Here is a 20,653-nt window from a genome sequence, read left to right on the forward strand (position 1 = left end):
CTAGTTAACAATTTAGCTGCGTTTAATTCTTACCACTTTCATGGTTTCAAATTCAATGCCGGCCACCTCTTCTACATGGCGATAATAGGTTACGTTTACTCTTGCCCCTTTTAAGCTTTGATATTGCTGCTTTCGCCGGTAAATAAAAGGGACATCAATGCCTTCAAGCATAATGGTATGGCGTATCCAATCGCTGTCTTTTTCTTCACGCTGAACGTGAGAAATTACTTTAACGTTATCGGTTTGATTAAGCTGACTATGCTTTTCCACCAGCTTCTGTCGTTCGCTTTTCACCCTTGCCTCTTTTTTCTTATTTTTTAGTTCTTTAGCATGTATCGCTTTTTAACTAGCTAGGTTTTCTAAGACTCAATGTTGTACCTAAATCAACTTCGCTTAAACCGCTTCTATTTGCTCAATTATAAGCTGAACAGTTTCTTGCCCTCTGAAAACATTGATATCCAGGCGGTAAGCAATATGTACACGTTTTACCATGGCATTGGGCCATGCTTTCAAATCAATGTTAAACGCAATAGCGTCTACTTCATTGGCGCCGTCACTTTTCAACACCATCTTAAGGTGCTTTTGTCCCACTAGGCGCTGATCGAGAAGCGTAAATTCTCCATCAAATAACGGTGATTCAAAGCCCTGCCCAAACGGACCTGCCTGGCGCAATAAATGCGCAAAAGGCAAACACAATTCTTCTGAAGATAAATCACCATCAGAGAGCAATGCATGATTGCCATCAAGCTTTTCCATATGGGTACGAGCAACATCAACAAAAGCCCGTTCAAAATCTGGAAGCTTTGAGACAGGCAAGCTCAATCCTGCGGCCATGGCGTGCCCACCAAATTTCTCGATAACGCCAGGGAAGCGTGTGTTTACTTCATCAAGTACATCGCGAATGTGCACGCCAGGAATTGAGCGCGCTGAGCCTTTAATCACAATATCGTCTTGATGAGCGAAAGCGATAACAGGTTTGAGATATTTCTCTTTTAAACGCCCTGCCACAATACCGATCACGCCTTGGTGAAAGTCTTCGCGATAAACCACCAGTGCGCTCGGCATATCGCCTTCATCCAGCGCCATCTGCTCTAATACAGTCTCGGCTTGCGCTTTCATGCCGGTTTCAATTTCACGGCGTTCCTTGTTGAGGGCGTCGAGTTCTGCCGCTATCATACGCGCTTGAATGGTTTCATCTTCTAATAAGCAAGCAATGCCTTGCGACATATCGTCTAAACGACCGGCGGCATTAAGTCGTGGGCCTACTACAAAGCCCAAATCGGTGGAGGTTAGGTGCGCGCACTCGCGATTGGCTACTTCGATCAATGCTTTGATGCCAGGTCGACACTTACCAGCTCGAATACGCTGAAGGCCTTGATGAACTAAAATTCGGTTATTTTTATCTAAAACCACCACGTCGGCCACGGTGCCAACCGCAACAATATCAAGTAGCGACGCTAAGTTAGGTGGTGCAATACCTACTTTCTCAAAATGCCCTTGCTGCTGTAGCTCGGCTTTAAGTGCAAGCATGATATAAAAGGCAACACCTACCCCAGCCAAATTCTTAGAAGGAAATTCACAGCCAGGTTGGTTAGGGTTCACTATCGCATCAGCTGGCGGTAATGTATCACCTGGCAAGTGGTGGTCGGTCACTACAACCTGCATACCTAAGGATTTTGCGTGGGTTACACCGTCAATACAAGATATGCCGTTATCCACGGTTACAATAACCTCGGCACCTAGTTTGGCTGCCTCATCGACAATAGGCACGCTAAGCCCATAGCCAAAATCAAAGCGGTTAGGTACCAAGAAATCAACGTTGTGATAGCCCATGGCTCGAAGCGCCAGTATACATACCGATGTACTGGTAGCGCCATCGGCATCAAAATCGCCCACTATGATAACGCGCTTATTTTGCACAACGGCATTGGCAAGGATTTGCGCGGCTTGAGGCATCCCTTTTAATACGTTGAAGTGCGTAAGCCCTTTAAGGCCATTCTCCAAGTCATCCATATTCGCAATATTACGACCGCGATAAATTCTGTCGATAACAGGGTGTAAGTCGGAACTTAACGAGGGGCCGGAGACCTCACGGCGAACAATAGGCAAAATCATGAAATACCACTAAACCAATACTGTGATTGCAGTTGTCTTAAACAGTTGATACAAATCAAGTTTAGGCAAATTCAAATTGAACATATTCGTTAAAGAATAAAAATTTTCAAATAGAAGTTCTGCGCTAACTGCAAAGTGAAACCATACGAAAGAACGTAAGAAAATAACGCGATGAATCATACCGCAGAAAACAAAAAAACGCACAGTGCGTGCGTTTTTTCATGTCAGAAACTAGGAAGTTTAAATGACTACTCTTCGCCTTCTAACGCTTTTGCCAGCAATGCGGCTGGCTGGTAACCAGGAATCAATGAACCATCAGGCAACACGATATTAGGTGTGCCGTTCACCCCTAGTTTTTGGCCTAGCATATATTGTTCTGCCACTTTGTTTTTGCAGCTAGCGCTTGCCACATCGTTGCCTGCTTTAGCTTTTGTTAATGCGCTTTGCGGGTTTTCAGCGCACCATACTGACACCATATCTTCATAGTTCTGGCTATTTAGCCCTGAACGTGGAAACGCTAGGTAATGAACCGTAATACCGGCATCGTTAAGTTCGTCAATTTCGTTATGAAATTTACGGCAATAGCCGCAGGTGATGTCTGTGAACACGCTTATTTCGTGCTTTTCGTTTTCCGCTTTGAACGTAATAGACGACGATTCCATTGATGCAACGCCCTCTTTACGCAGGCCTGAAAGGGCCAGCTCTGTTTCGTTGCGCATTTCTTCATCAATGTTAAAAACGCGAGCCTGTAGCAAATATTGTCCATTTTCACTTATATAAAACAAGCCGCGGTTTGTAGATACTTGAACTAAGCCAGATACAGGAGAATCGGCAATGGTTTCTACATCTAGCCCAAGCATTGACGTTAATTTATCGCGGATAGCGGCTTCGTCAGCAGCTTGCGCGCTTAACCCTAATAGAGAACCTGCCGCTACAACGCTGGCTAACAAAATCTTCTTTACTGCTTTCACTAAATACTCTCCATACTGCCATTTGAGCTTGTTTGTACTCACTTGGCTTAGATTGTAGCTGCCTAAACATGTATTTTTCGGCAACCACTAAACATTTTCATACTTATTACTTTCAGACCGATGAACTTAACAAAAAATTGCACTTTTCACGCTAATTTTTTGTTTATCTGTGCATTTACGCTGTAACAGAATGCCATCGAGGTAACCTTGAGATTAATAAACTACACACCTCAGTATTAGCCTACTACGCTTAATCTAAAGTAATTCTTCGGCTATATCCTATCACACCCCTTTTCATTTGATATATGTATAAGCAGAGGCTCGTCGTACACAAGGCTCAGTTTGTAGCATTCTCACTCAATGTGTTTTTTGACTCTTTAGCCTCGGGGGTGATGACTATGAATAAGCGTCTGCAGTCGCTCTGTCGCTACATGGGTATAAATTTGGGTTGTCGATAAATCGCTATGACCTAACAACATTTGCACTACACGTAAATCTGCTCCGTGGTTTAACAGATGCGTAGCAAATGCATGGCGTAGTGTGTGGGGGGATAGATGCTGTTCAATACCTGCTTTCACTGCATAGTATTTAATGCGATGCCAAAATGTTTGGCGCGTCATTTTTTGTCCGCGCTTGCTTAGAAAAACGACGTCAGAAGTCTTTGTGGCAAGAATAGGCCGCGCAGTTTTTATATAGGTTAATAACCATTCAATTGCATCTTCCCCCAGAGGGACTAAACGCTCTTTGTTTCCTTTACCTACCACTCTTACCACACCTTGTTGAAGGCTAACTTGGTCCATCGTTAACCCTATTAACTCACTCACACGCAGGCCCGTAGCATAGAGGACTTCAAGCATACTTTTGTCTCGGCATTCAATTGGGTCGTCAGTTAAAGGGGCATTAAGTAAATCTTCAACCTGCTGCTCGCTTAAAGAAGAAGGTAAGGCCTTTGGTGTTTTGGGGTTGGACAACGCAGAAACAGGACTATCTACGCGAATTTGTTTACTTATAAGAAACACAAAAAAGGCGCGAATGGCGCTAAGCGCGCGTTGCGTACTGCGAGTAGACAGGCCTTTATCATGGCGATAGGCGAGGTAATCTTGGAGCTGTTCAGTAGTCAGCACAGCAATATCCTTAACACCTTGATTGTTGCTGTAAATGGCAAGCTTAGTGAGGTCGGTGCGATAGCTTTGCTGAGTATGTTCTGACAGCCCTTTTTCGAGCCACAACATTTCAATAAAACCATCAATATGTGCCTGACTTGCCGCAGGCACGTAGGTTAACTCACGTTCAATTTTTGCCATTTAGAAGCCACGCTTTTGCTTAATCAACTCGTAAGCTGACTGAATATCTTGCGCCTTCTTTTTGGCAATCTCCATCGCCTGTTCCGGCAAGCCTTTAGATACAAGCTTGTCTGGATGATGTTCAGCCATGCGCTTTCTATAAGCACGCTTTATTACTTTCTCATCGTCAGATGCAGCTACGCCTAGAATGCGATAGGCATCATCTAAGCTTTGCTGTTCTGAGTAGGCCGATTGCTGTCCACGGTGCCGCTGTCCTGACCCCGAGTGAGCACGTTGCCCTGCACCTGAGTGTGCCCGTTGCCTGAATCGAATTTCAGCTTCATACATTGAAATAAGATAATCTAAATCACGACGCCTGAAACCCAATGGTTTCGCCACTTTTTCCAGTACATTGTATTCTTCTTGAGAAAGCTGACCGTCGGCAAACGCGGCTTGAATAAGAATTTCCAAGAACACTTGCAGAATATCCCGACGACCGTGGCTGGCATCATAGAAGCCTTTTAACGTATCAACTAAAGGGAAGTCTCGTGCTTTGCCCTCTCTGAATGCATCTTGCGCTTCGCGGCGGGCATCGCCTGTCAGGCGCATTTCGTCCATTAACGCCGTAGCAATTTGAATTTCTCTATCAGTCACTTTACCGTCAGATTTAGCAAGATGACCTAATGCACTAAACAAGCTATGGAAGAAAATGGCTTGCTGCTTTAAATTGTCCTGATCAGTAAAAAAGCGCCCAAAGCCACCTAGTTGATTAAAGTCCTGGCGATAGGCTTTATCAAAAAAGTGTCCGACTACCAGCCCTAGGATCGCTCCTGGTATTTTTAAAAACATAAAGCCGAACAAGGCGCCGAGGATTTTTCCCCAAATTGACATCGCGTCATTCTCCGTTGGTGCACTGTTTAGAAAGTTGATGTTACTGTCGTTAGTTCACGCCGTGCACTGCGCGTTAAGTACATCATCATATCAAATACATAAGTTAATTAACTAGGGCTTAAGCAAAACGAAATCAAGCTTACTGCCGCTGTCTTTGATGTGTTGCCCATATAAAAGTGCATTTTTTTATCTGAATGGTTGGTAATTGCGACAGAAGCGCTTAGAATTGAGCGCTTGAATAAAATAGTTATAGCAAGTGAGCTCGACGCTTTATTACAGTGAAAGAAATAAAGGGCGCGATCACTGGTTTTTTTAATCGCTATGTCGAACTAACCGAGACGCAAGTCGTCTTACGTGGGTTTAAAAGCAACATACAACAAAACAGGCCACCCATTTACGCATGAAAAACACCTGCGCCATGCTTGTTTCCGCGACTCTTTTGCCTACTGTCGCGTTTGCACAGGAAACGACAGCTTCAAATTCTCAATCAGTCTCAGATGCAACTCCTCTTGCATTCTGCTCGGTCGAACCTGTTACTTTTAGCAGCCAAGCATTGATGCCTAAAGGCCATGTGAAGGTTGAAGCTAATCGAACGGAAATTATTCAAGATGCCGTGGCGCTGTTTTCTGGCAATGTAGACATAACGTCAGATACCGCGGTAATTAGCGCCTCTCAAGCGCAAGTCAATGAAACAACTAGTGGACGGGACCTGATTGCCAAGGGTGACGTGACTTACCAAGACGCACAACTCAAAGTGGAAAGTGATGCAGTAACGCTACGTTCTGAAGAAGAACGTTTAGAGATGCAAAATACCCACTACAAACTAACGGGTTTTGTTGGACAAGGTGCCGCTAAAGACATCGTGCTAGATACCGAAACCGGCATAGTACTCAAAGACGTCAGTTTCACAACTTGCCCAGAAGGTGATGAAGACTGGATGATTCGCGCCAGCGAAATCAGCTTAGAAAAAGGAACAGTATGGGGGCAAGCAAAACACACCCGCTTCTATATTGCCGATGTTCCTGTATTTTATCTGCCTTATTTTGCGTTTCCAGTAAGTAATGAGAGACAAACCGGCTTATTATTTCCCGAGCTGACAAGCTCTAGTCGAACTGGCGTAGACTACACTCAGCCTTTTTACTGGAATATTGCACCTAACTACGACATGACCATATCCCCACGCTTGATGACGCTGCGCGGTCTTCAGTTAAATACAGAATTTCGTTATCTAACAGAGCGTAGTCAGGGAAAAGCTTACGTTGAGTATTTGCCAAGCGACTCGGATATTTCGGGTAATCCAGACCGATATTTTTATCGCCTTGAGCATCAAGGGTTAATTGCTGATAACTGGCTACTTAATATCGATTTTAATGGCCTTAGTGATGACAACTATTTGGTAGATCTGGGCTCAGATTACTACAGCCGTGCAGATACACATTTGTATCGAAACATTGGATTGAGCTATTACTCACCAAATCTCTCGGTCAATATGCAAATAAAAGATTTTGAAGTGCTAGGTGACACGGCAGACAGTTATCGCGCGGTTCCAGAGATTAAAGTTAACTACAACAAAGCGTTTGGCGAATATTTCGAGTTCAACCTTGACTCTGAGGTTGCCCACTTCGACAACACGTTAGATACTGCCCCCACCGCAACGCGATTCCACATTGCGCCAACGCTTTCTGTACCGCTTCGCGCGGCGTGGGGTGAAGTTGTTGCTGAAACCACGGTTTTTCAAACCGTATATCAGCAAGACAATGTGGAAGGGACTGATTTAGAAGAAGACGTAGAGCGTACCCTTGGTCAGGCTCGCCTTTACGGTGCGCTGTACTTTGAAAGGGATACATCTTGGTTTAGTGACGATATGTCGATGACTCTTGAACCCAAAATTCAGTATCTTTACACGTCTTATGAAGATCAAACTGCCATTGGCTTTTATGACTCAACACCGCTGTTAACCGATGTAGAAGGCTTGTTCCGAGGTCAAGAGTTCACAGGTCTTGATAGAATTAGCGACAACAACCAGATTACACTTGGTGCTACCACTCGCATGTTAGATAAAAACAATCGGGAACAATTCGTTCTTAGTGTGGGTCAGATATTCTACCTTGAAGATAACAAAGTGGTTGCGGCAACTAAAAATCAAGATCGTTCAGCCCTTGCCGCAGAGGTAGATTGGCGCTTTAACCAAAATTGGTTTTTCCATTCTGATGTGCAGGTTACCACTGACACAGACAAAGTTGACCTGAGCAGCGTGGGCATTGAATACCGTAAAGATGACGCGCGCTTTATTCAATTAAGTCATCGCTACGTTCGCGATCTGAGTGGTGAAACCATTAATCAAATTGGTATTTCAGCAAGCTGGCCAATTTCTGAGAATTGGCAATGGGTTGGCCGTACTTACCGTGATTTAGAGCGCCATCGAAGTGTGGAAACCTACGCAGGTATTCAATATGAGTCTTGCTGCTGGGCAGTTAGACTTGTCGCCCAGCGCAGTCTGAACAACCGCTACAACGACAGTGGCGTCCAGACAACGGACGATTTTGACTCTGGTGTGTCGCTTCAATTTATTTTCAAAGGCATTGGTTCGTCGGGAACCCAAAGAAGCATGCTTCGAGACGGTATGTTTGGCTATCGTCAGCCTTATAGTTTAAATTAACCCGCAGTTGAGCGCTTATCGGCGCTTAATTGCAATTAACCAATAATAAAAGAGTGTGTATGAAGTTCATTATCCGTGCATTGATGTTAGGTGCCCTACTCTCGTTTAACAGCTTGGCGCAAGAAGTAATGCTAGACCGCGTAGCTGTGATTGTTGACCAAGGCGTTATACTTGAAAGCGAAATTGATGCCCTTGTACAAGATGTTAAACGCAACGCTGAAGCTAACAACCAACAACTGCCTTCAGACCGTGCGCTACGTACACAGGCTATTGAGCGTTTAATTACAAAGAGCCTTCAGCTACAAATGGCTGAGCGCATGGGTATTCGTATTAGCGATCCCCAGCTAGAACAAACCATTGGTAATATCGCATCTAATCAGAATGCAACCATTGAGCAACTTCGCGCACAATTAACTGCTGAAGGCATTGCATACGAAGACTATCGCGAAGATATTCGTGAAGAAATTATTATGGGTGAGGTTCGCCGCGCTAACGTACGTCGCCGTGTTTATATCACGCCCCAAGAAATAGACACGTTAATTGATTTAATGGAACAACAAGGTGCAACGCAGGCAGAGTACCGATTAGGTCACATCCTTATTGGCTTCCCACCTGAACCAACAGACGAAGATATTCAGGCAGCACGAGAGCGCGCAGACAAAGTTATCTCTTTATTAGAATCGGGTTCTGATTTTGCTAAAATTGCCATTGCGTCATCATCAGGTAACGAAGCGCTAGAAGGTGGTGACATGGGTTGGCTTAACATTAATGCTATGCCTACCCTATTTGCTGAAGCAATTCAGGGCAAAGATAAAGACGCCCTTGTTGGACCAATCCGAAGCGGCGCAGGATTTCACATTCTTAAAGTACTGGATACTCGAGGTATTGAGAAAGTCACCGTGGAAGAAGTGAACTCACGTCATATCCTGGTTAAGCCATCAATTATTTTGAGCGAAGAAAAAGCAAAAGAGATGCTAGTGCGCTTCAAAGAAGAATTGAAAAACGGTGAAGCGGACTTTGCAGAGTTGGCTAAAGAATATTCAGAAGACCCTGGCTCAGCCCTTCGCGGTGGCGAACTAGGTTGGTCTGACCCAGGTAATTATGTACCTGAGTTTAAAGAAGCATTATCACAGCTTGAACCTGGCGAATACAGCGACCCAGTGCGGACTGTTCACGGCTGGCACTTAATTCAACTTAACGACCGTCGCATGGATGACGCAACGGATAAACGTAAAGAAGATAAAGCATATCAGCTTATCTTTAACCGTAAATTTTCAGAAGAAACCGAAAACTGGTTACGTGAGATGCGTGATGCCGCTTACGTCGAAGTTGTCGAATCTTAATAATAAGTTATTCATGAGCACACCAATTAAAATAGCAATAACGCCGGGAGAACCGGCCGGTATCGGGCCAGATTTGATCATTAAACTGGCCCAGGAAACATGGCAAGCCCAGCTTGTCGTGTTTGCCGATGGCGACATGCTAAAAGCACGAGCAAGCACCCTAGGGCTTCCGTTGACGTTAATCGATTACGACGAAAATAACCCGCAGATACAAGCTGCGGGTTCGTTGTTTATTAAGCAGATAGACAAAACCACTGACGTTATCCCCGGAAACCTTGATAGTGAAAACGGGCTGTATGTGGTCGAAACCTTACGCCAAGCGTGCCAGGCCAATATGGACGGCGATTTTGACGCTGTTGTAACTGGCCCGGTGCACAAAGGCATTATTAACAAAGCCGGTGTATCCTTCAGTGGCCATACTGAGTTTTTTGCTTACCAGTCCAATACCATTGATGTGGTTATGCTGTTGGCAACTGAAGGGCTTAATGTGGCGCTTGCTACAACTCATATCCCACTTGAATACGTAGCAAAAGCAATCACTCGCGAGCGCCTGCACAAAGTTATTCATATTATCAATACTGACCTAAAGCTAAAGTTTGGCATTAAAGAGCCTCACATTTACGTATGCGGATTAAACCCGCATGCGGGTGAAGATGGCCATATTGGTACTGAAGAGATCCACACTATCGTCCCAGCGCTAAATGAGCTAAGAGACGAAGGCCTTAAGATTACCGGCCCCCTGCCCGCTGACACCATATTTCAGCCTAAATACCTAGAAAATGCCGACGTTGTGCTAGCTATGTATCACGACCAGGGCTTACCCGTGCTAAAATACAAGGGTTTTGGGGCGTCAGTGAATATCACATTAGGATTACCTTTTGTTCGCACTTCAGTCGACCACGGTACTGCATTAGATTTAGCAGGTACAGGTGAAGCCGACGCCGGTAGTTTCAGAAAAGCATTGGAAAAAGCCATTGAGCTTGCACATCATCAACAATGAGTAAAACACATTTAGGCCATACGGCCAGAAAGCGATTCGGGCAGAATTTCTTACACGATGACTACGTGATAGGTAAAATTGTTGCAGCCATCGCGCCAAAAAGTGAGCAAAACCTGGTAGAAATTGGACCAGGTTTAGGCGCATTAACAGACCCTGTTTGTGAAGAAGTTGACGCATTAACGGTCATTGAACTTGACCGCGACCTTGCCAAACGTCTGCGACACCACCCATTTAACGGTGAAAAACTAACCGTTATTGAACAAGACGCGATGACGATGGATTTCGGCGCACTATGCAAAGAAATGCCAATAAAAGACAAGAAGCTTCGTGTATTTGGTAACTTGCCTTACAACATTTCAACGCCGCTAATGTTCCACCTTTTTGATCATGCTCATTGCATCGAAGACATGCATTTTATGCTTCAAAAAGAGGTGGTGAACCGACTAGCTGCTGGACCGAGATCTAAAAATTACGGCAGGCTTTCAGTAATGGCCCAGTACTATTGCCACGTGATCCCTGTTTTGAATGTTCCGCCAGGTGCCTTCAAGCCACCTCCGAAGGTAGACTCGGCCGTTGTAAAACTAGTTCCACATCAAGCTCCACCCGTTGATGTTGAATCAGTAAATACCCTTGAGCGCGTTTGTGCACAGGCTTTTAATCAACGCCGAAAAACTATTCGTAACTCACTGAAAGACAGCTTAAGTGAGGAAGAAATCCGTGAGTTAGGGTTAGATCCAACTTCTCGCGCAGAAGTGTTATCGCTTAACGACTTTGCCACTATAGCTAACGCTGTATCGGCAAAAGAGCACCAACAAGAGCAATAAGTTCCTCTATGGATGTACTTGATATAAAGGTGCGGGTGAAAACCCGTCACCTTCCTGACCACCTGCCCTCAGATTCTAAGCAGTTCGCGTTTGCCTACCACATTACTATTGAAAACAATAGTGAGCATACCGTCCAACTGCTTAGTCGCTATTGGAAGATAACCGACGCTAACGGTAAAACGTCAGAAGTAGAGGGTGATGGAGTGGTAGGAAAACAGCCTATAATGAAAGCTGGTGAACATTTTGACTATACCAGTGGCGCAGTCATTGACACACCGGTTGGCAATATGGAAGGCTACTATGTAATGGAACTAGAAAGCGGTGAGCGTTTTCGCGTTCCTATAAACGTATTTCGCCTAGCCATTCCAAGCATTCTTCATTAAGGTTTCTATGTCTAAAGGTAACACCTACGTCATTGGCGATATTCAGGGCTGTTATGACGGTCTTCGTCGCGTATTGGATAAAGTAGAATTTGACGAGACAAACGACAAGCTGTTTGCTGTCGGTGACTTGGTTGCAAGAGGAGAAGATTCGCTTAGCACATTGCGCTTTCTGAAATCTCTTGGCAGCCAGTTTAATAGTGTTTTAGGTAACCACGACCTACATTTACTCGCCGTTGTTAACGACATCCGTAAAGCCAAAAAGTCAGATAAGTTAGACCCGCTTCTTAACGCTTCGGATTTAAACGAACTGGTTGATTGGTTGCGGCAGTTTCCTCTAGCGATGAAATTAGATGAAAACTCTGTGATGGTCCACGCGGGACTTTATCCTAAGTGGTCTATTGATGAGTGCGTTTCACTTAGTGATGAAGTTTGCAACATCCTTAAGTCCGCTGATTACGCCACTTTTCTTTCAAAGATGTACGGAAATACACCCTACAACTGGTCAGATAAACTTAAAGGTGACGAGCGACTGCGCTTTATTGTGAATGCGTGTACGCGCATGCGGTTTGTTCATACCGATGGCACCCTCGACTTTGACAATAAGTCTCATCCTAGTACTGTTTCTAGTAGTGCTAATAGCACCTTAAAGCCTTGGTTTGAAATAGAAAACACAAAGTTCACAACTAGCCAGCGAGTAATTTTCGGACACTGGGCCGCGCTATCAGGACATACAAATAACTCACAGTTTGTTGGTTTAGATACTGGCTACGTGTGGGGGCAAAGTATGACGCTATTGAATTTAGATACCGCAACTTTGATTAGCGTACCGGCATAGAATCATTATTATATACACGCCTACAGATACGAAACTTATCCGCGGAAGAGCCTGCTTTTTTCGGTCAAACTGGTTGTACCAGTAATAACAATCAGACTTAAGTGCTAAATAAAATAAACATTAAGTCTTTGTAGCCGATACACTTACTTGTAAAAGTAACGATGATGTTTCGTTACCTGCTCAGCATTCAAGCATGCATCACTTTATAAGTGCTATATTTTGTTAGCTGAGGCGGGTAATATCGTTAGGGATAAAAATAAAAAACACTCATCCAGGAGTTCCGATGAAAATAACGGTAGCCACACGCGTAATCGGGGGATTTGTAGCGATTAGCGCACTTCTAATCGTTATAAGTGTTGTCTCACTTTATAACCTCAATTCCATAGGCTCTGCAACAGAGGAAGTAAATGACGTTGCCTTGCCCACGGTAGCAGGCAGTAATGCACTCAAAGCAAGCTTCCTGAATATGGGTCGACTTACCTTCGAAAGCTATATCGAAGAAGATTTAAGTGATCTTAAGAACAAAAGAGCGTCATTTAACTCTGCCCAAGACACCTTTGAAAATGAGTACAACAAGCTAGCGCAAGCCGTTAGTAATGAGCCAGAGCTAAGAAACACGTTAAACAGTGTTCGTGAATCTTATGATGCGTATATCACTAATGTTGAGGCTATGTACAAGAATCACAAAATGTACCTCGACTTGCGCAACAATATACAAGACAGACTAGGTGATGCTGAAGATAACGCAGACGATGCCTCCACCTACCTTTTGGATTTTTCGGACTTAGATTCAGTGCAGCGCGATCCTAATCTTAGACGTGCAGCTGAGATCGGCGGCCAGCTTGAGACCTCACTACTTTCTCTTTTAACTGTTTCATATGAATATATAAAAACCGAGACATTAGTACGTTCGCAGACATTAGGTAACGAAGTTGATCTTGTCGTTGAAAAGGTGGTTACCCAGCTAAGCGATATGGTTGAAGCTGCGGGCGGTCGTGATGATTCAGGTACGCTTGATGATATTAACGACTTGGTTAACGATGCCATCAACGCCATTAAAGCTAATGATGGTGTAGTACAGCTTCATGTCGATCGCCTAGAGCGTAGAAATGACGCAGAAAAGGCACTTAACGCTTCAGATTCAAATATCACTCAAGGGGTTATCGAACTTGAAAACCTGCTTAATCTTGCTGATAAAAAAGCGTCTCATATAGAGAGCCAAGTAAATGGTGCTATTACAACAGGTAACACCTTTGTTATCGTTGTTGTAATCATCTCTATTGCTGTTGCAGCGTTCATTGGTTACGTCACAGTTCGCGCAATTACACGCCCACTTTATCGCGTAAACGAGCTACTCACTGTTGCTTCATCAGGTGACCTTACTCATCGCCTAGACGATTCAGCACAAGACGAGTTTGGGCTATTAGCAAGAAACTGTAATACGCTAATTGGCAACCTCAAAGAGCTTATTACCGCCATCAATGTTCGGGCAGAGCAGCTAGCTGCAGCGTCGGAACAAACATCAGCAGTGACGGCACAAACCACCCACTCTATTCAGGATCAGAAATCACAAATTGGCCAGGTCGCAACAGCTACAACAGAAATGCATTCAACCTCGCAGCTTGTTGTGCAAAGTGCGGAAGACACACTTAGCCAGATTCGCCATGCAGATGCTGAAGCTGAAAATGTTCGCCAAATCTCGCTAGAGAACAAAAATACTATTGAAATCCTATCTCGAGATGTACAAGAAGCAGCCGACGTTATTAATAAGCTTCATCAAGATAGCGCGAGCATTGGTGGCATTCTTGACGTTATTCGCGGTGTTGCCGACCAAACTAACTTACTTGCATTGAACGCCGCTATCGAAGCTGCCCGTGCAGGTGAACAAGGGCGAGGCTTTGCGGTAGTTGCAGATGAAGTGAGAACCCTTGCGAGCCGAACACAGGAGTCGACGCAAGAGATCAACGCCATGATTGAAGTGCTTCAAGCTGGGGCTGAAAAAGCGGTATCTGTGATGGATCAAGGTAAAGAGCAAACTGCAGCATGTGTAGCACAAACTGAAAAAGCCACGCAAGCGCTAGATATTATTTCCGACGCGGTTCACAAAGCCCATGACGTTAGCTCTCAAATTGAGCAGTCTGCCCGTGAACAGAATACGGTATCGCAAGAAATCAGTGAAAAGCTTGAAACTATTGTGAGCATTGCAGAAGAGACAACTTCGGGTGCACAGCAAACATCTGAGTCTAGCCATGAAGTGGCACGTCTTGCCGAAGAGCTACAGCAGTCTATCAGGCAGTTTAAAGTTTAATATTCTAAGAGTAATAAAAAAAACGGTCGCCTTGAGGCGACCGTTTTTTTTACGCTTTACGCAAACCTAGACTTATTCAAACAATGCCGAATGCAGCTTGCGAACCACGTCGTCACTGTCGGTCTCGTTGACCAAGAATGATAAGTTGTGCGGGTTAGCACCAAAGCAAATCATACGCAGATTGAAATCAGATACCGCAGATAGAATCTTGCTAGAAACTCCAATTGCCGTTTGCATGTTGTTACCTACAACAGTGACAAGGTCGTAACCTTTTTCCACTTTAACGTCACAGATAGTTTCAAGCTCGGCGATGGTCTCTTTATTCAAACGCTGGGCTACAGAGTTAGCTGGGTTATCAAGAGTAAAAGATACCGAGATTTCCGATGTTGTTACCAAATCAACACTCAGCTTATGCTTAGCGATGATAGCAAATACCTGCTGTAGGAAGCCTTGCGCGTACATCATTTTCGGTGTTTTCACTGTCACCATTACTTGCTCTTTACGGCGAGTAATAGCACGGTACGGTGGTTCGTGCTCACAATCACGCACAATCCATGTACCACCCTTTTCAGGCTCTTTGCTTGACCCTACAAACACTTTAATGTCTTTACGTAGAGCTGGCTCCATAGTGGCAGGGTGCAACACTTTAGCACCAAAGGTGGCCATTTCCGCCGCTTCTTCAAAGCTCAGTTCAGGCAGCGGATGGGCAGCAGGAGTAATGCGCGGATCAGTTGTGTACACACCCGTTACATCAGTCCAAATCTCGCACGATTCTGCATCAAGCGCTTCAGCAAGTAGTGCAGCCGTAAAATCAGAGCCACCACGACCTAACGTTGTAGTGCGGCCTTCTTCATCTGCACCAACAAAGCCTTGTGTAACTACAATAGCGTCTTTAATTTCGGGCGCCAGCAACTGTTTGGCAAGTTTTTCAATTTCTTCTATTTGAGGCGCGCCTTCACCGAATTCGCTGTCAGTACGAAGTACTTTGCGAACATCAAAGTTCATGGTTTTCACGCCTTGCTCTGCAAGTACTGATGAGAACATCAATGATGACATTCGCTCACCCATAGATAGCAGCTGATCTTTCAAATCATCGCGGTGAAGAATTTCTTCGTGAAACGCTAAGCTACGCATTTCTTCTAGCAAATCGTTAAGTTTGGTCTCTATTGCATCTTTGTCTTTAAGCTTATTGAGAATAGCGTGTTCTATATCAACAATGGCTTGGCAGGTTTCTTCAATTTGCTGTTGCGTCATTGGAGTATGCGCTAAGCTAACAAGGTGATTTGTTACCCCTGCTGAAGCACTCACTACCACAATGCGTGTATTTTCATTACCGGCAACAATTCGGGCGCAGTTTTGCATTACTTCGTAATTCGCTACGCTAGTTCCACCGAACTTAGCTATCGATAAGGCATTTGTCACTATATTTAACTCCAGAATAAAACTAGCTTTTCGCTAGCAGCAACCGTGCTTTTTGCACGGTTAATCAATCGTTATTTGGTCGCCTACTTTAATATTATTCTCGGCAAACCACCCTTGGTTCATTTCCAACGCGTAAAGTACCTCTTTCGATGATCCGACCGACTCCAAACTATGGGGAGTGAGAGGTTTTATATCCGTTATTACGCCATTTCTGTCGATAAATGCTACGTCTAGGGGAACAAAGGTGTTTTTCATCCACATGCCCGCTAATTTAGGGCTAGAAAACTTAAAAAACATACCACAGTTTTCGCACAAGGCTTTGCGAAACATAAGGCCCTGCGCGCGTTGCTCAAAGGTATTGGCATACTCAACTTCATAGTGCTTGCCACCTATCTTCAGTGTAATGGATTCGAAGTCCACTGAATTCAGTGGCGATACAGGGTCCACCTGCGCTTTTGCACACCCTAAGGTTAATACAAGTGCAGCAACAATAAAGAAAGATTTTCCCATTAGACATTCCTTTTCGCCATAAAAAAAGCCGGTCACCACGTAGGCAACCGGCTTTGTAGTTTATACACTATTTTAAGCAACATTCAACGTTGGAATAATGCGCGCTTTCGCTTCCTCTTCTGCCTTTTTAAAGCTAGGCATTTTGTCGAAGTTTAAGTAGCGGAATACTTCACCCGACATTGCGTTAATTTTGCTGGCGTATTCCATGTACTCTTCAGCAGTTGGGATGCGCCCTACAATAGCACCCACAGCAGCGAGCTCAGCTGAGGTCAAATATACATTGGCCCCATCGCCCAAGCGATTAGGGAAGTTACGAGTAGATGTTGAAAGCACAGTGGTGCCTGCATCAACTCTAGCTTGGTTACCCATACAAAGTGAACACCCCGGCATCTCGGTGCGCACGCCTACGCGACCATAAATGTTGTAATACCCCTCTTCCATTAACTGGGCCTTATCCATCTTAGTCGGTGGTGACATCCACAAACGGGTAGGCAGCGTTTTATTGTATTGCTCAAGCAATTTGCCGGCTGCACGGAAGTGGCCAATGTTTGTCATACACGAGCCAATGAATACCTCGTCTACCTTGTCGCCTGCAACGTCAGATAAGGTTTTCGCGTCGTCCGGATCGTTAGGGCAGCAAACGATAGGCTCTTTAATATCGTTAAGGTCAATTTCGATAATCTCCGCATATTCAGCATCCGCATCGGCGCGCATTAATTCTGGGTTGGCTAACCATTCTTCCATTTTTTGCGCTCGGCGCTCTAATGTGCGCGGGTCGCCGTAACCTTCATTAATCATCCAGCGAAGCATGGTAATGTTTGAACGCAAGTATTCAGCAATCGACGCTTCAGAAAGATTAATAGTACAACCTGCTGCCGAACGCTCTGCCGATGCATCGGATAACTCAAATGCCTGTTCTACAGTAAGGTTTTCTAACCCTTCGATTTCTAAAATACGGCCAGAGAAGGCGTTGATTTTGCCTTTTTTCTCTACCGTTAACAGACCTTGTTTTATGGCGTACAGCGGTATGGCATGTACTAGGTCGCGTAGCGTAATGCCCGGCTGCATATCGCCTTTAAATCGCACCAGTACCGACTCGGGCATATCTAGAGGCATAACGCCTGTTGCTGCTGCAAACGCCACCAAGCCAGAGCCGGCAGGGAACGAAATACCTAATGGAAAACGAGTATGTGAGTCCCCTCCCGTGCCTACTGTGTCAGGTAGCAGCATGCGGTTTAACCAGCTATGGATAATGCCGTCACCAGGACGAAGCGATACGCCACCGCGGTTCATTATAAAATCAGGGAGCGTGTGCTGGGTTTCTATATCCACCGGCTTTGGATAAGCGGCGGTGTGACAGAATGATTGCATGGTTAAATCGGCAGTAAAGCCAAGACAGGCTAGGTCTTTAAGCTCATCGCGGGTCATTGGCCCCGTGGTATCTTGCGAACCCACGGTTGTCATTTTAGGTTCGCAGTAGGTACCTGGTCGAATACCTTCAACACCGCACGCCTTACCCACCATTTTTTGCGCTAGCGAGAAACCCGCTCCACTGTCTTTTGGCTGTTCAGGCGTACGGAATAAATCCGTTGGGCCTAAACCTAGTGTCTCACGCGCCTTCTCGGTAAGGCCACGACCAATAATCAGGTTGATACGTCCACCTGCGCGCACTTCATCCAGAATCACCTTCGACTTGTAGCTGTATTCTGCAAGAAGCTCACCGGTTTCGTGGTTGGTGATTTTGCCTTCAAACGGATAGATGTCTATTACATCACCCATGTTCATTTTTTCAACATCGGCTTCAAATACCAATGCACCAGCATCTTCCATAGTGTTAAAAAAGATAGGCGCGACTTTTGAACCAATGCACACACCGCCGCCTCGTTTATTAGGCACACCCGGTAAGTCCTCACCAAAGAACCACAACACAGAGTTAGTGGCCGACTTGCGTGACGAGCCGGTACCGACTACATCACCGACGAAAGCAACAGGGTATCCCTTACTTTTTACTTCTTCTATTTGCGCCATTGGGCCTTTAACACCAGGCTCTTCTGGATCTAAACCTTCGCGTGGCATCTTGTAAGCTGCCAGGGCATGCAGAGGAATATCTGGACGAGACCATGCGTCAGGGGCTGGCGACAAATCATCAGTGTTCGTTTCACCTGTTACTTTAAACACGGTGTAAGTGATTTTATCGTCCATTAACTTGCGCGACGTGAACCACTCACCTTCAGCCCAAGATTCGATGATGTCAGTGGCATACTCGTTACCCGCTTTGTGCTTTTCTTCCACATCGTGATAAGCATCAAACATTAAAAGGGTATGTTTCAGCTCTTTCGCAGCCAACGGCGCAAGCGCTTTATCATCAAGTAGCTCTACTAAAGTGGCAATGTTGTAGCCACCGTGCATATTTCCTAGCAGTTCAACGGCTTTCTCTTTAGAGATAAGCTCACAACTGTCTTCGCCTTTTGCAATAGCACTTAAGAAACCAGCTTTGACGTAAGCTGCCTCATCAACCCCAGGTGGCACGCGTTCTGACAGCAGTTCTAAAAGAAAGTCCCCTTCGCCTGCTGGCGGGTTCTTTAATAAATCAACCAGGCCAGCTACCTGTTCAGCGTTAAGCGGTTTAGGTGGAATATTTTGAGCGGCACGTTCTTCAACGTGATTGCGATAGTCTTGTAACACAGTCTCTTCCTCTAAGTTAGCTTGCGCAATGGGAGTAAACGGTCTTGTACGCACTTGACGCAAGGTGTGTTTAATAAATCATCAACAGTATAACTTCACGGGCTCATTTTTTAAATTTAGCGCCCTTTTAATTCACTTATAATCGCTATTCATACCATTACCTCTAAACGGAAAAAGCGATTAAAAAGAAATAAGCAAAGTCATTTTAGCAATTAACATGTAGTAAAGTTATAGGGCTTAGTGACTTAAAGACAAGGGGTTAGCTGTACACGATGCTTCTTCAATTGAAGCAAACCGTAAACGATTAACAACAGTAAGTTCATTGTGACTATACTGGCAGTAAATAAGTGTTAATTGGGCAAGTCTGTCTGAGGTCTAGTGCGAAGATAGCTTGCAAACTTTGGCTTTCCATTTTTGGTTAAGCCGCAGTACTTAAAGGTTACCCAGCTACCGATAGCGGGCGGAGATTGGCGCTCATTTTCTGAGAAGCCCGTTCCTAATTTAAATTGAATGCCTTCTCGCGTTTCTACAAGAAGCGAGCCCATCATTCCCTTAAATCGTCCTTTTCCCGGAAGCAATGCCAGTACCTTCCCTTCGGCATCTTCAAAGCGTTTTACTTTGAGTAACTTGTCACTTCGCCCGGATGTGTACAGCGCTTGTTCATGATGAAGCATTAACCCTTCTCCGCCTTCCTGGGTTACTTGCTTCAGCTTTTTATCAAGTGAAGCAATAGACGTAAGCTTAAATTGAGGGATAACTGCAAACGTTGGATTAGGTGTAGATTTACTTAGGCTGTTAAGCATGTTGAGTCGCCGACCAAAGGGCTCACCCATCATAGGCATGTCAAAGGCCATAAATCTAACTTTGGCCCAGCGTTTTGCAGATAGAGAATTTGCTGCGGCAATAGTGTCTGCTGAAGAGACTGTGCTAGATGAAGCATTGGCGACAGAATGCGGCTCGATGTTTGTCAACGTTGAAAGCACAATAGAAGCTGTACGTTCAAACTCCCCTCTTCCTATCCAAAGTTCGCCGTCAATAGTGGTTTCTGGCCAGTTGGCGGTGAACCATGTTGGCGCGAATATCTTGTTCCCATTACGGGTAAGTAGTTCAGTACCGTTCCATCTTGCGCGAATACCGTCTAGCTTCTCACTAACCCAATAGTCAGCTACATTAATATCGGCGCGACTTTGATTGTATTGCTTAGCAAGCTGCAGCCCTTCGACAGTATCGAGCATGTGATTAGCATTAACGTTAGCTATGGCAGTGACTAAAAGTACACATACAGCCGTCAAAAAATTTCGCATCGACTCTTCCTGTAAAGTATTAACCTTTGCTTGCTTCAACGCTTTTAATAGAGAAGCAAAAACAAAGAAGACAGAGTAAATTACTCTGCCTTCTTTGTTTTTATAACTGTACGTAAGAAG

At 44.8% G+C, this 20,653-nt stretch carries 16 protein-coding genes; 7 read left to right on the forward strand and 9 right to left on the reverse strand.

The window, feature by feature from the left end; genetic code table 11:
* Positions 1 to 12: 12 nt before the first annotated feature.
* From ACXAFM_RS05815 to djlA, 5 genes are all read right to left on the reverse strand, one after another.
* Entirely contained in the window at positions 13 to 294 is a 282-nt protein-coding gene (locus tag ACXAFM_RS05815; protein WP_474808637.1) for a hypothetical protein, read from the reverse strand.
* Positions 295 to 393: 99 nt separating this feature from the next.
* Positions 394 to 2,115, reverse strand: coding sequence for a single-stranded-DNA-specific exonuclease RecJ (gene recJ / locus ACXAFM_RS05820; RefSeq protein WP_474827732.1), 1,722 nt, complete (start codon positions 2,113 to 2,115; stop codon positions 394 to 396).
* Between the two features lie 248 nt (positions 2,116 to 2,363).
* Complete coding sequence (gene dsbC, locus ACXAFM_RS05825) at positions 2,364 to 3,086, reverse strand: bifunctional protein-disulfide isomerase/oxidoreductase DsbC (protein ID WP_474827734.1); 723 nt, start codon at positions 3,084 to 3,086, stop codon at positions 2,364 to 2,366.
* 377 nt (positions 3,087 to 3,463) lie between these two features.
* Positions 3,464 to 4,390 carry a site-specific tyrosine recombinase XerD gene (gene xerD, locus ACXAFM_RS05830; protein ID WP_179982414.1) on the reverse strand — a complete coding sequence of 309 codons (927 nt, stop codon included), beginning with the start codon at positions 4,388 to 4,390 and terminating at the stop codon, positions 3,464 to 3,466.
* On the reverse strand, positions 4,391 to 5,260 hold the full coding sequence (djlA, locus tag ACXAFM_RS05835) for a co-chaperone DjlA (protein ID WP_474827736.1): 870 nt from the start codon (positions 5,258 to 5,260) through the stop codon (positions 4,391 to 4,393). It abuts the gene before it with no gap.
* A gap of 400 nt (positions 5,261 to 5,660) precedes the next feature.
* Here djlA and ACXAFM_RS05840 point away from each other — a divergent pair, with 400 nt between their 5' ends.
* The 7 genes from ACXAFM_RS05840 (at position 5,661) to ACXAFM_RS05870 (ending at position 14,612) form a co-directional block, all read left to right on the forward strand.
* Positions 5,661 to 7,919, forward strand: coding sequence for an LPS-assembly protein LptD (locus tag ACXAFM_RS05840; protein ID WP_474827738.1), 2,259 nt, complete (start codon positions 5,661 to 5,663; stop codon positions 7,917 to 7,919).
* A 59-nt stretch (positions 7,920 to 7,978) separates the two neighbouring features.
* Positions 7,979 to 9,262 (forward strand): peptidylprolyl isomerase SurA, encoded by a 1,284-nt coding sequence (gene surA / locus ACXAFM_RS05845; protein WP_474827740.1) that lies wholly within the window; start codon positions 7,979 to 7,981, stop codon positions 9,260 to 9,262.
* A 13-nt stretch (positions 9,263 to 9,275) separates the two neighbouring features.
* The gene (pdxA, locus tag ACXAFM_RS05850) at positions 9,276 to 10,262 is read left to right on the forward strand and encodes a 4-hydroxythreonine-4-phosphate dehydrogenase PdxA (protein WP_474827742.1); all 987 of its coding nucleotides are present in this window, start codon (positions 9,276 to 9,278) and stop codon (positions 10,260 to 10,262) included.
* On the forward strand, positions 10,259 to 11,086 hold the full coding sequence (gene rsmA / locus ACXAFM_RS05855) for a 16S rRNA (adenine(1518)-N(6)/adenine(1519)-N(6))-dimethyltransferase RsmA (protein ID WP_474827744.1): 828 nt from the start codon (positions 10,259 to 10,261) through the stop codon (positions 11,084 to 11,086). The genes pdxA and rsmA overlap by 4 nt, the downstream gene beginning before the upstream one ends.
* An 8-nt stretch (positions 11,087 to 11,094) precedes the next feature.
* Positions 11,095 to 11,469 (forward strand): Co2+/Mg2+ efflux protein ApaG, encoded by a 375-nt coding sequence (gene apaG, locus ACXAFM_RS05860; RefSeq protein ID WP_118490240.1) that lies wholly within the window; start codon positions 11,095 to 11,097, stop codon positions 11,467 to 11,469.
* A 7-nt stretch (positions 11,470 to 11,476) separates the two neighbouring features.
* Positions 11,477 to 12,304, forward strand: coding sequence for a symmetrical bis(5'-nucleosyl)-tetraphosphatase (locus tag ACXAFM_RS05865; RefSeq protein WP_474827747.1), 828 nt, complete (start codon positions 11,477 to 11,479; stop codon positions 12,302 to 12,304).
* A gap of 283 nt (positions 12,305 to 12,587) precedes the next feature.
* A complete protein-coding gene (locus ACXAFM_RS05870; RefSeq protein WP_474827749.1) occupies positions 12,588 to 14,612 on the forward strand; it encodes a HAMP domain-containing methyl-accepting chemotaxis protein in 2,025 nt (674 codons plus the stop codon).
* 72 nt (positions 14,613 to 14,684) lie between these two features.
* On the opposite strand, the gene lysC is transcribed toward ACXAFM_RS05870, so the two are convergent.
* From lysC to ACXAFM_RS05890, 4 genes are all read right to left on the reverse strand, one after another.
* On the reverse strand, positions 14,685 to 16,034 hold the full coding sequence (lysC, locus tag ACXAFM_RS05875) for a lysine-sensitive aspartokinase 3 (RefSeq protein ID WP_474827751.1): 1,350 nt from the start codon (positions 16,032 to 16,034) through the stop codon (positions 14,685 to 14,687).
* 60 nt (positions 16,035 to 16,094) lie between these two features.
* Positions 16,095 to 16,544 (reverse strand): DUF192 domain-containing protein, encoded by a 450-nt coding sequence (locus ACXAFM_RS05880; RefSeq protein WP_474827753.1) that lies wholly within the window; start codon positions 16,542 to 16,544, stop codon positions 16,095 to 16,097.
* Between the two features lie 72 nt (positions 16,545 to 16,616).
* Positions 16,617 to 19,229, reverse strand: coding sequence for a bifunctional aconitate hydratase 2/2-methylisocitrate dehydratase (gene acnB, locus ACXAFM_RS05885; protein ID WP_474827755.1), 2,613 nt, complete (start codon positions 19,227 to 19,229; stop codon positions 16,617 to 16,619).
* A gap of 350 nt (positions 19,230 to 19,579) precedes the next feature.
* On the reverse strand, positions 19,580 to 20,533 hold the full coding sequence (locus tag ACXAFM_RS05890; protein ID WP_474827757.1) for a DNA ligase: 954 nt from the start codon (positions 20,531 to 20,533) through the stop codon (positions 19,580 to 19,582).
* Positions 20,534 to 20,653 lie beyond the last annotated feature (120 nt).

It is taken from the genome of Alteromonas sp. ABD4_190 (genome assembly GCF_056160105.1).

What these genes read in the sequence shown, in the direction of transcription:
- ACXAFM_RS05840 (WP_474827738.1), top strand. Translation starts at nt 5,661, where the DNA reads ATGAAAAACACCTGCGCCATGCTTGTTTCCGCGACTCTTTTGCCTACT.
- xerD (WP_179982414.1), bottom strand. Translation starts at nt 4,390, where the DNA reads ATGGCAAAAATTGAACGTGAGTTAACCTACGTGCCTGCGGCAAGTCAG.
- ACXAFM_RS05890 (WP_474827757.1), bottom strand. Translation starts at nt 20,533, where the DNA reads ATGCGAAATTTTTTGACGGCTGTATGTGTACTTTTAGTCACTGCCATA.
- pdxA (WP_474827742.1), top strand. Translation starts at nt 9,276, where the DNA reads ATGAGCACACCAATTAAAATAGCAATAACGCCGGGAGAACCGGCCGGT.
- apaG (WP_118490240.1), top strand. Translation starts at nt 11,095, where the DNA reads ATGGATGTACTTGATATAAAGGTGCGGGTGAAAACCCGTCACCTTCCT.
- recJ (WP_474827732.1), bottom strand. Translation starts at nt 2,115, where the DNA reads ATGATTTTGCCTATTGTTCGCCGTGAGGTCTCCGGCCCCTCGTTAAGT.
- rsmA (WP_474827744.1), top strand. Translation starts at nt 10,259, where the DNA reads ATGAGTAAAACACATTTAGGCCATACGGCCAGAAAGCGATTCGGGCAG.
- ACXAFM_RS05865 (WP_474827747.1), top strand. Translation starts at nt 11,477, where the DNA reads ATGTCTAAAGGTAACACCTACGTCATTGGCGATATTCAGGGCTGTTAT.
- surA (WP_474827740.1), top strand. Translation starts at nt 7,979, where the DNA reads ATGAAGTTCATTATCCGTGCATTGATGTTAGGTGCCCTACTCTCGTTT.
- ACXAFM_RS05870 (WP_474827749.1), top strand. Translation starts at nt 12,588, where the DNA reads ATGAAAATAACGGTAGCCACACGCGTAATCGGGGGATTTGTAGCGATT.
- djlA (WP_474827736.1), bottom strand. Translation starts at nt 5,260, where the DNA reads ATGTCAATTTGGGGAAAAATCCTCGGCGCCTTGTTCGGCTTTATGTTT.
- ACXAFM_RS05880 (WP_474827753.1), bottom strand. Translation starts at nt 16,544, where the DNA reads ATGGGAAAATCTTTCTTTATTGTTGCTGCACTTGTATTAACCTTAGGG.